At 57.3% G+C, this 14,265-nt stretch carries 9 protein-coding genes and 1 tRNA gene; 4 read left to right on the top strand and 6 right to left on the bottom strand.

What is annotated here, in order from left to right; all coding sequences use genetic code 11:
* Positions 1-163: 163 nt before the first annotated feature.
* The 4 genes from ACR0M2_RS10325 to pdxR form a co-directional block, all read right to left on the bottom strand.
* Positions 164-1,165 carry a HupE/UreJ family protein gene (locus tag ACR0M2_RS10325; RefSeq protein ID WP_480704945.1) on the bottom strand — a complete coding sequence of 334 codons (1,002 nt, stop codon included), beginning with the start codon at positions 1,163-1,165 and terminating at the stop codon, positions 164-166.
* A complete protein-coding gene (locus ACR0M2_RS10320; RefSeq protein ID WP_480704944.1) occupies positions 1,162-1,983 on the bottom strand; it encodes a peptidyl-prolyl cis-trans isomerase in 822 nt (273 codons plus the stop codon). The genes ACR0M2_RS10325 and ACR0M2_RS10320 overlap by 4 nt, the downstream gene beginning before the upstream one ends.
* A 126-nt stretch (positions 1,984-2,109) precedes the next feature.
* Positions 2,110-4,029, bottom strand: coding sequence for a DUF3604 domain-containing protein (locus ACR0M2_RS10315; protein ID WP_170359372.1), 1,920 nt, complete (start codon positions 4,027-4,029; stop codon positions 2,110-2,112).
* Positions 4,030-4,169: 140 nt separating this feature from the next.
* On the bottom strand, positions 4,170-5,573 hold the full coding sequence (gene pdxR / locus ACR0M2_RS10310; protein WP_480704942.1) for a MocR-like pyridoxine biosynthesis transcription factor PdxR: 1,404 nt from the start codon (positions 5,571-5,573) through the stop codon (positions 4,170-4,172).
* Between the two features lie 93 nt (positions 5,574-5,666).
* Here pdxR and ACR0M2_RS10305 point away from each other — a divergent pair, with 93 nt between their 5' ends.
* From ACR0M2_RS10305 to ACR0M2_RS10295, 3 genes are all read left to right on the top strand, one after another.
* A complete protein-coding gene (locus ACR0M2_RS10305) occupies positions 5,667-6,317 on the top strand; it encodes a pyridoxamine 5'-phosphate oxidase family protein (RefSeq protein ID WP_480704940.1) in 651 nt (216 codons plus the stop codon).
* Positions 6,318-6,326: 9 nt separating this feature from the next.
* Positions 6,327-7,097: a pyridoxine 5'-phosphate synthase gene (locus ACR0M2_RS10300; protein WP_480704938.1), complete on the top strand. Its 771-nt coding sequence runs from the start codon at positions 6,327-6,329 to the stop codon at positions 7,095-7,097.
* A gap of 136 nt (positions 7,098-7,233) precedes the next feature.
* Positions 7,234-10,419 carry an ATP-binding protein gene (locus ACR0M2_RS10295; protein ID WP_480704936.1) on the top strand — a complete coding sequence of 1,062 codons (3,186 nt, stop codon included), beginning with the start codon at positions 7,234-7,236 and terminating at the stop codon, positions 10,417-10,419.
* A gap of 18 nt (positions 10,420-10,437) precedes the next feature.
* Here the strand turns inward: ACR0M2_RS10295 and ACR0M2_RS10290 are convergent, their stop codons facing one another.
* Both ACR0M2_RS10290 and ACR0M2_RS10285 read right to left on the bottom strand, forming a co-directional pair.
* Positions 10,438-12,672, bottom strand: a complete 2,235-nt coding sequence (locus tag ACR0M2_RS10290) for a CHASE2 domain-containing protein (protein ID WP_480647817.1) — start codon at positions 12,670-12,672, stop codon at positions 10,438-10,440.
* Positions 12,673-12,778: 106 nt separating this feature from the next.
* The gene (locus ACR0M2_RS10285) at positions 12,779-13,651 is read right to left on the bottom strand and encodes a FecR family protein (protein WP_170359384.1); all 873 of its coding nucleotides are present in this window, start codon (positions 13,649-13,651) and stop codon (positions 12,779-12,781) included.
* Between the two features lie 474 nt (positions 13,652-14,125).
* Here ACR0M2_RS10285 and ACR0M2_RS10280 point away from each other — a divergent pair.
* Positions 14,126-14,215 (top strand) — tRNA-Ser (locus tag ACR0M2_RS10280).
* Positions 14,216-14,265: the final 50 nt, after the last annotated feature.

Genomic DNA, 14,265 nt, shown 5'->3' with positions numbered 1-14,265 from the left:
TCAGAACAGCCCGGTCACACTACAATTGATCCCCAAGATCAATCGCTTAACACACTCAACCCGTCAGAACCATAAAACAATGGGGTGAGAGGCAATAACCTCATCCAAAACAAAGCTTCAATGCCGGAAAACCAAATAGACCTCAGCCTCTGGGACCAAAAGCCTAAAACCCACTGACACGCTCGACCAGCCAATAGACCGACACGCTGCCGATGACATAGCCAGTGATTGGTCGGGTAACCCCGCTCAGTCGTAGTGGATTAAAGCGCGCCACCTGACGCCACAGAAACATTCCTACTGACAGGCCCGCAATAAAGGTAAGTTGTCCGGCCTCGACCCCAAGGTTAAAGGCCAGAAGTGCAGCTGGGATATCCTGAGAGGGCAGGCCGATCTCGGACAGGGCACCGGCAAAACCCAGCCCGTGTAGCAGACCAAAACAAAAGCAGACAATCCATGGGTATTGCTCGGACAGTCTGATCTGCCCTTCTTTGTGTTTGAGAATTTCCAGGGCCAGGAAAACGATCGACAGGGCAATCACCGCTTCGACCGGGGCGGCAGGAACGTGCAGCACCCCCAGCGTTGCCAATGCCAGCGTGATCGAATGCGCGACTGTAAAGGCTGTCACTGCGCCGACCAGCCGCCAAGGATTACGCACCAGAATGAACAAGGCGAAAACAAACAGAAGGTGGTCCCACCCTTCCAGGATATGCTCGAAGCCAAGCCAGAAATAGCTGATGAAAACGGACCATGTGGTCGGATCTATTGGCAAAGTCAGGGCCGGCTCTTCAGGTGTGAACCGGAGGGTGGCAATCGCAGATTCCAGTGGCTGAACGCGCAGAAGGACATCGTTGTTTTGTCGTTCGAGGCCCCGGATTGTGACTGTTTGTCCTTCGATCTCAGCCCCGCACTCTGCAACCCAAGAGGACACCCAAGCAACCGAGTCGAAGATCGGCGGTGGACCGTGCGATGGGGTGCAAGCTTCGGGCAGGATCGCGTCAATCCTCATGGGTTGGCCGTTCACATCTGGTATGCGCCACATCACTTGCCAGGTGCCTGGCGTCAATTGGCGAAGGTCCAGATATCCGGGGTCAAGCGCGTGTGCATTGCCGGTCTTTGGGGTGCAGGCCAACCAGATCGCTAATATCAAGCAAAACAGGGCCCTCATTCACCGGACCCCGGTGTTTCAACCCGGTACTGCGCGGCAAGGGTTTCGTATTGCGCCTGCGCCAGTTCCTCGGCCGTGTCCCGACGCCATGCTATCAGAACCGCATCGCGAATGTCCGTAAGAGGCGGCAGATATTCGGGGCGCGTTTCGGTTACACGGACCAGATGCATCCCATATCCCGATTGAATCGGCCCAGCCCAGACGCCCGGTTCTAAAGGGACAAGCGCAGCCGAAAACCCCGGGCCAAATGCGGCATCGACGGCGCCGGGGGGCGACAGCGGCATTGATCGAGGCATCAGGGATCGCACACCAAACTCTGACCATTCCCTGCCCGCTGTTAGTGCGGTAAGCGCGGTGTCCACATCCTCGGGCACCGGCTGATCGCCCAGATACACCTGATCGAATGCAATCTGCCAAGGTTTAGTAAAACGTGCCGAGTTTGCTGCGACATAAGTTTCAAGCACTGCATCTTCGGGGTCTACCGAGGCGGCGATTGCATCCGACAGGAAATCCATCTTTTGTGCCAACCGTGCCCGGATTACCTGATCCCCGCGATCCAACCCCAGGTTGCGCGCCTCGCGCACCAAGATTTCCTCGCGCACCAGGGCGTCGATCAGCACCTGCAACTCTGCGTCATTGGGCGGGCGTTTCCAGGTTGTTTCAAAGCGGGTGACCAAAAGCGTGACATCAGCGTCGTCGATAACAATTGCATCACCCCGTTCAGCGCTTTCGTCCTTTGGGCCCACAATGGCAAACCAGCCAAAGATGGCGGCTCCGATCAGAATAAAGTGGAGCAGGGGTTCTTTCAAAATATGCATGCTTAGTTCCGAAGACGCTTTCAGACCCGCCTTAATAGTAGTGGCGGGTCCTTGGATAAGTCAAACAGACTGCAGAATAATTACGCTTATATTCCAACGCAGTGGTGGTTCTTCGAAAAAGGCCATTCACCCCGGAGTGTACCAAATCGGTGAGGAATAGGCGCGTTCCTGATGTATCAGTTGTGCGTCTTCCGGCAGATCAATGCCAAACCGCAACTTGTCGTATAGCAACCAACGCGGGGTGGGGATTTCCAGAACCCTGACGTAATAAAAGGCCCGTTCATTCGGGTCGAAATCCGGGTCGGACCAAACAGTGATCAACTCGGACGCGCCGATGGTATTGCTCCAGCTCGCGGTTTCCACATCCACAGTATTACCGACCTCGGGTAGGTTGCCATCTGCATCCTGTGACCGATCATCAGACCAGGCGACATTATAAACCTTTTCCTGCATCGCCCCGTCTGCATCCAGCCATCCTTTGACGACCTGAACCCGATCCAGATTTGCACCGATCGGGTCGCGCAAGGCACCAATCAGGAAATTCGGTGCGCCATCCCCTTCGCGCGGGCGTAGGTCACCACCCATGGGTACGCCTTTCGTGTAACCGACATCCGCCAGAAAGCGCGTCTCAAGGTCGCCCTCGTCAAACGCCCAGCCTCCAAAGAAACGCAAACCGATCCGAGGGCCGGTGGTCGCATAGGTTTCGCGGCGCTTGAACGCATCGAAAATGGCTGAGCGTGTGTTGTCGGTGGCCCAAACGGCAGTGTAGCCCGAAGCGACCAGCAGATCGCCCGGTATCTCGCCCAGCTCATTGGCAATAAAGGGATGTTGTATCCGGGTGGGCGACGGTTCCACACTTACAGATTTGCCAAAAAAGTTGTCTTCTTCGGCGGTTGCCAGCGAAGTATGGCTGTCAGTCGCGCCGCCCATGCCGAATTTATAGGGGTTCACGCCGAACTTTTCTTCAAGCATCAGGCCGCGCTTGAGGGCTTCGCGCGCATACTCGCCCGCCAGCATATCCTCGGTTTTCAATTCGGTGATATCGAGGTTGCCAATATCCCAGTTCTCATAGTCGGCAAAGGGATCATCCGGGCTGAGATACGGGTGGGCCTCGCCGTCTCCTTTGATTTGGGTGACCTCGTAGTGAGGCTCCCACCTTGCGCGGTTCTGGACGTATTCTTCGTCAACCTGGCCACCGTGATACGTGTCTTCGGTTGGGAACATCCAGCCGTTTGATAAGTTGCCGTTGTGGGCGAAAGCCACCGCCCGGCCGCCGGTTTTGGCTTCGTAATCCTCCAGCCAAGAGTAAAGCGCCTTGGGATCGGTGTTGCCGTAGGGTGGCTGTGTTACCGGCGGAACAACCTGCAACGCGCGGATTGGTCCGTCGCGCAACATAACATTCCGGTGCAGGTTGAAGCCCTTGGGCACCGAGGTCCATTCGAAACCGATAAACGCGGTGAATTGACCGGGATCGTTGTGCCGTTCCGCGGCCAGGACGATATGTTCCCAGGTGAACGCAAAGGCATCGGCCCCCGGGCTGTAGGACTCCAGCAAAATCTCCGGCAACGTCATCTGAGAAAAATTTGTGATGATATCGAAGGCTGCTTTACCAGCTTCTTCGCCACCGGCCTTGTATCCTTCGTACCATTCCAAGCCCTTCGGGTCTGAGATCACACCGGGTTTGCCCGCCTGCAGATCGGGCGCGAAACCCATCAGGTCAGTATGATCGGTCAGCACCATCCAATCCAGCGGTCTGGCCAGTCTGACTGGTTGCCCGGTGGAGGAAATCACCTGCTCGCCTTTGGCAAATCGCCATGCGTCGTCAGGCAGCAGCGTGTTGCCGAATGCGCCCGCATCTAGTGACAGCCCCGTATGCAGATGCGTGTCGCCCCAAAGCGGGCGCTCTGGGAAAGTGCGGTTGGCGTAGGGTGAAAAGGGACGCTCGGCAAAGGTTCCCTCGGCGGCTTCCTTGGTGGGAACGGCATCGGCAATAGCGCTTGCCGGGACAGAGACTAAAGTAAGTAAGCAGACAGACAGTCGAAGCATGTGAACCTCCCCATTCACAGAGTTCGTGGATTCAGCGTGTGAAATACCGAGAATATATATTCTAATTTGACGATATCATGTTGTGTGCTTCACGTGTGAAAAACTTTTTGACCATTATCCAGTAGGCAGCATGGCTTGCTTCAAAGTGGGAGCTGTATAAGAGAAACCAACCGATCCGCCGCGTCCGAAAGTGTATCTTCGTCAAACGCCGCGTACCCCAGCAGTAAGCCCTGCATCTTTTGCGGCAACACACATTGGTCAGACAGCGCGCTGATGCGCAGTCCGTTTTCCCCGGCCCGCTGGCTGATTTCAATGTCGGACATTCTGTCTGCAAGTGCCGCTCGAAGTGCAACGCAAAGATGCATGCCCGACGAGTCCGGCTGAAGCTCCAGTAGGTCACAGGCGGGGGCGAGCGCGGTGAGCAGATGGCTCTGACGTCGCGCATAAACGCGTCGCATGCGTCGTAAATGCATAGCGAATTCACCACTGTTCATGAATGTCGCCAAGGCGGGTTGCGGGATCAGCGAGGCGCGTGGTCCCACACGATCAAGATAGGTCCGCGTGCTTTGCAGCATGCGTTTGGGCACAACCAGATACCCGATCCTCAGTGCCGGGCTGACGAGTTTTGAAAAGCTGCCAAGGTAGATCGTGTTATTGAGGCCATCCAACCCCGAAAGCGATGGCAGAGGTTGCCCCCGAAAGCGGAATTCGCTGTCGTAGTCGTCCTCGATCACCACCGCACCGGTCTGTCTGGCCCAATCCAGCAAGGTGACCCGGCGGGGCAAGGGCAGGCTGACCCCTGTTGGATAATGCCGCGAAGGCGTGACGATAGTGGCATGGACCTTGTCTGGAAGGCGTGTCACATCCAGCCCGTCCTGATCGATACGCACTGGGCAGGCTAAGTTTCCTGTATCCCTCAGAATCGTGTGAAGTTTCGGCCAGCATGGGTCTTCGATCGCCACCTGTTTGCCCGCACCAAGCAGCCCGTGGAATATCAACTCGAAGGCTTCGCGCGCGCCTGAGGTGATCACAATCTGCCCCGGATCACAGGACAAGTGTCGCCACGCGGCAACGTGGTCCGAGATGGCCGCGCGCAGCGGATACCAACCCAAAGGGTCCGCTCGCGCCAAAAGCTCGGGTGTTGGGTTGCGCCATGCGCGTTCAAGGTGGCGTGCCCATTGTTTGTGCGGCAGCTGGGATTGATCCGGCAGACCGGTTTGAAAGGGCAGCCATTTCTGGGTCTCTGGACCCGCCGGGCGGGGGATGGGCTGCGGTTGCGACAGGTGGGTGATCTCGCTGGCCACAAATGTGCCGCTGCCTTGCCGGGTGACCAGATACCCTTCGCTGATCATCTGGTCATAAACCGCCTGAACCGTTGTTCTGGATATCGACAACTCGGATGCCAGTGTGCGGCTGGCTGGCAGCCGCGTCCCGACCAGGTCAGAGGACTTAGATATGAGACCGCGCAGCGCCTCAAGCAGTTGCGCCTGAAGCGAGGTCTTCAGCGATGCATCCAACGAGATCGCAAAAAGATCTCGATTCAAATTGGCCTTAGGAAAAGTTTTAAAATTGGACATTTGAAAACATCCAATACCCGGGCACTACAGTCATAGCAAGATCAAACCCGAGCTATGACCATGAATGAGACTTTGAACATCACCGACAAATCCCGCCTGCGTCGATCCCATGAGCGGGGGCATTTCGACCGTGCCACCATCAACAGTATCCTGGACGCGCAACCCATGTGCAGCGTGGGTTATGTGATTGATGGCAAGCCCTTTGTCACTCCGACGTTGCAATGGCGAGAGGGCAATCGCATCTATTGGCACGGGTCCTCGGCCAGTCGTGCGCTGCGCAATTCTCGCGATGCGCAGGTTTGTCTCTCGGTCGCAATTCTTGACGGGTTTGTCCTAGCTCGGTCCGGTATGCATCATTCCGTTAATTCGCGGTCGGTCACGTTGTTTGGCACCGCGGTCAAGGTTGAAGACCCGGCAGAAAAGCTGGACAAGCTAGGCAGGTTTGTGAACGGCCTGTTCCCGGGGCGATATGAAAGCCTGCGGCCCGATCACGCGCAGGATCTGAAGGCAACAATGGTGCTGGGCATGGATATATCGGAAGGTAGCGCCAAGGTCCGCACGGGCGGTCCAAATGACGAGGAAGAGGATTATGATCTGCCCATCTGGGCCGGGGTCATTCCCGTTCACACGTCGGTTGGTGATCCTATTCCTGATCCCCGAAACATCGATGGCGTGCCGACGCCCGAACATGTGCAATCCTTTCGGCTGTAGGGCAGGGTGATGACGGACCTTTCGGTAAATCTGAATGTTGCCGCCCTGCTGCGCAACAGGCGTGAGCACCCCTGGCCGGATTTGATAGGTCTGGCAAGGATCGCCTTGAACGCGGGCGCGGCGGGCGTGACGGTGCACCCCCGCCCGGATGAGCGCCACACCCGGCCCGATGATGTGCGCGGGCTACGCTCTATGCTTGACGCGGAATTTCCAGACCGGGAATTGAATGTCGAAGGCTATCCAGATGAACGGTTTCTGTCGCTGGTTCAGCAGGTGCGCGCGGACCAGGTGACGTTGGTTCCCGATGATCCGGGTCAGGCGACAAGTGATCATGGTTGGGATTTCCCGGCACAGGGCGCGATGCTTGCGGATGTGGTTGCCGGGTTACAGGCGAACGGTCACCGCGTGTCGCTGTTCTGCGATCCCGAGGCAGCGCACATGCCCCATGCGGCGATGACCGGAACAGATCGGGTTGAACTTTACACCGGCCCGTTCGGCGGATCTTATGACGACCCAGTGGCCGAGGCGCAGGAACTTGACCGTCTGGCCGCTGCAGCGACCGCGGCTGCGGCGCAAGGGCTCAAGGTCAATGCGGGCCACGATCTGACGGTCAGTGGCACGCGCAAACTGATCGCTCGGATCCCGTCGATTGCCGAAGTGTCCATCGGGCACGCGTTGTTTTGCGATGCTCTGAACTTTGGAATGAGTGAGACGGTTCGTCGGTATCTTGGGGTCTGCAGCATCCCTCAGGCAGATGATCTGTGGGCGGAAACTGTCTGAAACAGACAGGTGTCGCCGACTATGGTCGCACCCGGCTTTGGGCGTGACATTTTCACTGCTATTTGAATAAGCCTTTGCGGCAATTCATCTGCAAATACTGGCGAGCCTGGATTGGCTGTAGTACACCTTTTCAGGTATGGGGAAGATTGCGGATAAACCTAAGCGGGAACAAGCAGATAGCGAGCAACGGCGTCAGGTCACGGTGCTGTTTGCCGATATGGTCGGCTATACTGCGATTGTTGCATCGCTTGGGGAAGAACAGGCGTTGGGCTTTGTTCGGCTGACCTACGATACGCTGGTTCGGGCGGTCGAGGCCCACGGTGGAACGGTGCGCGATTTTGCTGGCGACAGCATAATGGCGCTGTTCGGCATTCCCGACGCGACCGAAGATACAGCACTGCGGGCCTGCCGGGCCGCTATGGCGATCCATGCGGCATTCGAAGCGTCCGCCGCGGATATCGAAGCGCGTTTCGGCGTGCGCCCGAAGGTGCGCGTGGGGATCAGTTCCGGTACGGTTCTGATGGCGGCTGTCCAGGGCGAGAGCGGCCCGACGACTGCTGTGGGCAGCACAGTGAATCTGGCCGCGCGGCTTGAAAATCTTGCTCCGTCGGGTGGAAGCCTGATCTGCGACACCACACGGGGGCTGGTCGAATGGGTGACCGAGCTTGGCTTTTTCGGCGAACATCAGATCAAGGGTTTGTCCGCGCCGCAAAAGCTGTGGCAGTTGCAGGCCGTTCACCCCGACGCAACCCGGTTCGACGCATCAGTGGCGCAAGGGTTGAGCGGCTATGTTGGCCGAACAGATGAACTAAGCATGATCTCCACCGCGCTGGAGCGGGCGAAAGACACCCGGTCCGTGATTGACCTGGTTGCCGAGCCGGGGTTGGGCAAAACGCGGCTGGTTTTCGAGTTTCTTCATCGCCTACCTGCGGACGAGGTGTCGGTCCTGACGGGAAACTGCTTTGCAGATGGCCAGCAGGTTCCGTTTCTGCCCTTCCTGGAAATCACGCGAAATTCATTTCTCATCACCGATGCCGACAACCCGCTGCGGGTTCGGGCCAAGCTTGAGGCCGGGTTAAAAAAATCCGGGCTGTTCACGCAACAGAACCTTGGGTTAATGATGAATTTTCTGGGTCTCACACCGCCCGAGGGGGTTCTGGACGGTCTCGACGGTGTTCTGATCGGTCTGCGTATTCGCGAGTTGCTGACCGAACTGCTGCGTCTGAAATGCGCGCGGGGCCAGGTTGTTTTACTGATCGAAGATGGACATTGGATCGACTGCGCGTCAAAGGATTTGCTGGCGAATATGATCGAGGTTCCGGGCCTGTCGGACCTGCTGATCATCCAGACACGGCGACCCGAATATACGCCGGATTGGCAAAACATGGCCGGGGTGACAACCGTGGTGCTTCGCCCGCTGAGGGTCGAAGACCTTGCCGCTCTAGCACAAAACCGTCTTGGGGTGGACGCTCTGCCCGATGGGTTGGCCGAACAGCTGGCTGACCGTGCCGGCGGTAATCCACTGTTTGGCGAAGAAATCTTGGGCTTTCTGCTGGATCAGGGAGTTTTGCGCGTCGAAAATGGCCGCGCCCATGTCGAAGCGGATATCAGCGACAGCGGGCTGCCCGTCACCATGCGCAGCCTTTTGACAGCCAGAATTGAACGGCTTGATCCCGAAGATCGCGCCTTGCTGCAGGCTGCAGCCGTGATTGGTCGGCGTTTTGATCCCGGTCTGTTGTCCCAGATCACCGAGACGACCAAGTCAACCGGCGCCACCCTACAACGGCTGCAAGCGCAGGATGTGCTGTACCGCGAGCCGAATTCGTCGGATTACATCTTCAAACATGTTCTGCTGCGGGATTCGGTCTATCAAAGCCTGGTTCTGTCCCGCCGGTCCGACCTGCATCTTGCCATTGCCGAGGCGTTAATGATGCGCAACGCCAACCGGTTGCACGAGTCCGCCGAGGTGCTGGCCTTTCACTATAGACAGACGGATCGGGCAGATCAGGCGTTTCACTACAGTGCCATGGCTGGTGATAAATGCCTCGGCGTTTATTCACTGGACGAAGCCAACCGGTACTTTGTGGACGCTCTTGAGCTGTACCAAAACGACCCAAGTTGCGCCACAGATGCAGAATTTGCCGGATTCATGGCCCGTTTCGCGCTGTGTTCCAATATCTCACTGCGGGTCAAAAAGATTATCGAACTGGCCGGGACAGTTCGTCCGATCCTGCAAAAGGCTGGTGACAGTCAGGATCACGCGTTGTTCCTGCACCACTATGTCTCTTGTCTGGTTTGCAACGGCAAGTATCACGAGGCGCATTGGGTTCAGCAGGAGCTGACAGACATGGCCGGTCGTCTGAATGATCCGGCCTCTAAGGCGTATGCCATGGTGAATGAGCTTTCGGTCTCAATCTATCACGCGCCGATCGACAATGACCGTTTCGAGGCGCGAAAACGCGAAGTCGAGGCTGTGCTGGAACAGATCGACGACGCCTATATCCACAATTTTTATCAGGCCACTGTTGGGTGGAACGAACTGACACGGGGGCGGGTGGCGCGGGCGCATGCCGCATCAGATCGGATGATCGCCTTGGGAAAAGCCAAAAGCGACCCGCGTGCGCTGGGCTATGGAACCGCCATGAAGGCGCTGATCGCGATGGTCACCGATGATCACGAACTGGCGCTTCAAATGGCTGAGAAGGCGCGCAAAGCATCAAAGGTCGAATTTGAGTTGGCCATAGCCGAAGCAGCCAGAGTAGGGGCCATGGTGCCGCTGGAAATGCCAGGGGCGACTGAGGTGGTTCAAAACCACATCAAGGCCTGCAACGAAAAGGGTTGGACCCTTTTCACCTTCGGGCCCGCGGCGATGCTGGCGGTGGCCTATGCGCTGAACGGTCGGATCACGGACGGGTTGCGCCAGATTGAATGCGCCATTCAGAAACGTACCGACGAGGGCACTCAGATATCCGCTGACTGGGCCCGTCTGTTTCTGTGTGAGATGTACCTGGCCGTCCTAACTGGTGAAGGCGGCGGTTCGCTGCGGGTTCTGTTTCGAAATTTCCGTTCGATCCTTTGGGTTATGCTGTTTGGCAAAAAACGTCTGATCGCGATGGTCGAGCAGGTGCGCAAGAACCCTCAGTTCGACCAAAAGGGCCACTATATCGCGCGCTGCGATATGATCATGGGGCTGCTGTACAAGGCGAAAAAAAACAAGGCGCAGGCTATCGAGCATCTAAGCCGGGCCCGCGTCATCGTCGAGTCTGCAGGGCGATCTCCGATGCTGACACGCATTGATACGGCGCTGGCGGAATTGGCATAGCCTTTCCATTCAAATTGCTCAGGCTGATGGTTTTCGGGCGCGCCTTTGGTGGCTGAAGATCAACTGATTGGATTGGAAATCCGACCGGAAATCGGCGGCCCTGCCGGACAGCGCGTAATAGAACTTCATCAATCCGGGTTCGATATGGTGGGCTTGTTCGATGCAATCCTCGCATATTCGTTCAATCCGATCCTGAGGGTGCCGGTCCCGAATAGCCGCGATCAGCCTTTGGTGGGTTGTTTCCAATTTCTGAAATTCAGGGGTTTCCAGTACGTCTTGATTGCCAACCAGCACGAAAACGGGTTCCAGGTCAGTTCGTCCCTTAAGGTCGACATACCCGGCCTCAAGCATCGCCATTTCGTGCCGCGTTTTCTCATACACCGAACTTGAGACAACGATGTCATAGTCCACATGGCGGCAGCTTTGTTCGATCCGTGCGGCGACGTTCACCACATCCCCGATGACGGTATAGTTGAACCTGCGCTTTGACCCGATATTACCGACGCAGGCCCGACCCGTGGCGCAACCGGTCGCCAGCGCAATTGGCGGCCGCCCCTGCATGACGTCCGAGGCGTTGAACTCTACCAGCGCCCGTCGCATCAACAACGCCGCCTTTGCGGCACGGCACGGGTGATCTTCGACCGGCAGGGGGGCGTTCCAAAACGCCATTACCGCATCGCCGATGAATTTGTCTATGGTGCCCCGTTCCAGCAAAATCTGGTCGCCGATCTGAGAAAACAGTTGATTCAGCAAGGTGACGAGATCGGTGGCCGAAACTGACTCGGATAAAGGCGTAAAGCCCCGTATATCCGAGAACATGACGGTGATCTCTTGTGTTTCACCGCCCAGTTGAAGCTGATGACCCGACACCTCAATTTCGTCCAGAATCTCGGGCGCGACATAGTGGGAAAAGATCTGTCGGATCACACGTTTTTCGCGCTCGGTCGAGATGAACAGATAGCCCGCCAGCAGGCCGAAATTAGCCATGCCCCCCATCAGCGGAAAGGTAACGTCGAACAGAACCAACTGGTGCTGGAATGCCAGCCAACTGATGCCAAGGACAACCGCCGCAGCAACGCCACCTGCAACAAATGACGCAACCGCCCCGAACCGCGCCATGACGGCCGTGACCACTACGCCAAGAATGACGAAAGACAGCAGTTCGAGCGCCGACGTCACATCCGAGCGACTTAGCATTTCGTCGGTCAGGACCTGTTCAAGAATTTGCGCATGGATCGACACGCCCGGAACAGATTCACCCAAAGGTGTCTGGTGCATGTCAAATAATCCGGCGGCCGACGTGCCGACCAGAATGATCCGCCCTTCGATTTCGGCGCGCAGATCGGGATTGTCCTGTGGCTGCATGATATCATCAGCTGACAGATACAGGTCCGGGTTATCGCGCCTGTACCTGACCCAGACCTCGCCGTTTTCGGTGGTTGGCAGGCGGAATTGACCAATCTCGACCGCCAGCATGATACCGGCCTCATCCGGCATGCCTTCGGCAATGATGACGGGTTCGTCTATGGCAACCCTTAGCGCCTCAATCCCCAGCCCCGGCAGCGCACCATCCGGCCCGCCCCACAAGATAGGCACGCGGCGCACGATGCCCATACCGCCAAGGGGCGAGACATTGACCCCTCCGATGCCTGCTGCCGTTCGATCCAGCGGTGAGGCTGGTGGGGTCCAATAAGGAACAGTAACCAGCCCTGAGGTCGGCGATTCCCCTATTTCGATGATCCCGGCCATCGGCGTGACGTGTCTGCCGTCGCTGGATTGCCGGGCAGCTGCGCCCAATACAACCGGCCAATTGGCGATCTCCATTCCGAACAGCACGTCATGGTCCAGCTTCTCGGCGTGGCGCTCAACTGACAGCACCCCAGAGAGCGAGGGTTCTTCCAGCAACCGCGCAGGCGAGAACCTGTCAGGTTCGACGAACAAAATGTCAAAGGCGATAGCGGCGGCCCCATATTCGCCCAGGTTCTGGACCATCTGTGCCAAAAGGGTTCGGGGCCAGGGCCATTGCCCCCAGTTTGCCAGCGACTGTTCGTCGATATCCACAACGCGGACAGGCAGATCAGGGTTGTATTCGCGTGGTGAGATGCGTTGCAGAATGTCGAAATAGATCAGCCGCGTCATCCGCACCGGATACGGATCGAGAACCCGGATAAAGCACCCGAAAAGGATCAGGCCCAGCCCGACCAGCTGGAAGGCCCGCCGCCGCCCTGTTCGTTCTTTGGGCTTCCCGGTCACGTTTGCCTCCGAATATCGTGGTCAGCCCGGACGGACCTGAACGGGATGTGCGCATTTTTCTGCGGCAACGACTGATCTGATGTCATGCAGCGGGGCCTGTGTTTGCTCAACCGCCGCTATTGCCGCCGTTACCGCCAGTGGTGCCACTGCCGCTACCGCCGCCAAATCCCCCTGTTCCGCCACCACCAATCGTGCCACCGCTGCCTGGCCCGCCGCTGCCGGAACCGCCGCCGATCGAGCCGCCACTGCCATCGCCACTGCCGCTACCGTTTCCGACATTGCCGCCACTGCCGTTGCTGCTGCCAGTGCTGCTGCCGACGCTGCCGCCATTGCCGCTGCCGACGCCGACGCTGTTTGACGGGGACGACCCGGAGGCCCCAGCGCTTTGCACTTCACGCGGCCCCCAGTCAGGGCCGGATGCAGGGACCTCTGATCGTTGCGGCAGAGGTGGCACGGCGTCCCTGCCGCAGCCCGTCACATCTGTTTGCAATGGAATCAGCAATTGCTCTTGTGACTGAACAAAGGGGAACCCTTCTTTCACCGCTTGTTCGTAACTTTCCTGATCGACAGAGCGCCCGATACGTCCACTCTGTGTGGTGGCGAGAAGGTTGCATTTGCGCCCGGTCTCTTGGCAAATGCCGTTCTGACCACACATTTCTACCCGGCCCTGTAAAATCAGCATGGCGCTTTGCGCGCCGGGCGCGACCCATATGTCAAAAGTCGTTCCGCGTACGGCCATGGTCGCAGTGGGCGTTTGAATCGAGTAGGCGCGCTTTTTGCTTTTGCCAGAGATAAAGCGAAAGCTGCCGCCAAGGGCCTGAACCGCGAAGTTCTTGGCCTTTTTGTTGCCGCGCAGCATTGTCACATCCAGTGTCATCCGAGCATTCGGGCCAATCGCGATCTTGGTTTCATCGACGAAAACCAACTGAACCAGACCGCTGCCGTCGGTGGATATGGAATCGCCAGATGCAACTTCCATCCCTGTGCGCAACGGCTGCGATTTCCCTGCGCGTGTTATTTCAGCGCCTTGTTCGACGCCGATGACTTTTCCTATGTTGGCTAAGGCCTGCGAAGGCAGAAGCAAAACACAACAAATAACGAGTAACGATTTCAACCAAGCCAACCTAACGTCCTTCCCCCACAGATAGGTACTGAGCGCATCGCGCCCACCGCTCGGTTTGCCCCTCAATAAATTCGTATTTTTGAATTATACGCTAATAAATCTATACAAATATGCCTTATAGCCCGTGTATTTGGCAAGTTTTCAGTTTAGAGCGCGTCATATTGAGTAGTTTGAAGAATTCCTTCGCGCAATTACGACTGCCTATATCCGTCTTCAAAAGCGTCGAAATTTCGCTGATTGCGTGTGCCTTTGCGACGAATTTGAGAAAAGTGAGCAAGGCATAGAAAATCGCCTTGTATCCGGGTGACAGGCAAGGATATACCCGCCAGCGGAGACGTGGCCGAGTGGTCGAAGGCGCTCCCCTGCTAAGGGAGTAGGCCCGGAAGGGTCTCGAGGGTTCGAATCCCTTCGTCTCCGCCACCCACCATTTTTAGATGCGGTCGGAACAAAGGCTTATGTTGTAAGCCGTT

It is taken from the genome of Ruegeria sp. BE10 (assembly GCF_056538905.1).
The sequence above is the reverse complement of the archived record's forward strand: the minus strand, read 5'-3'. Positions and strand labels throughout refer to the sequence as shown.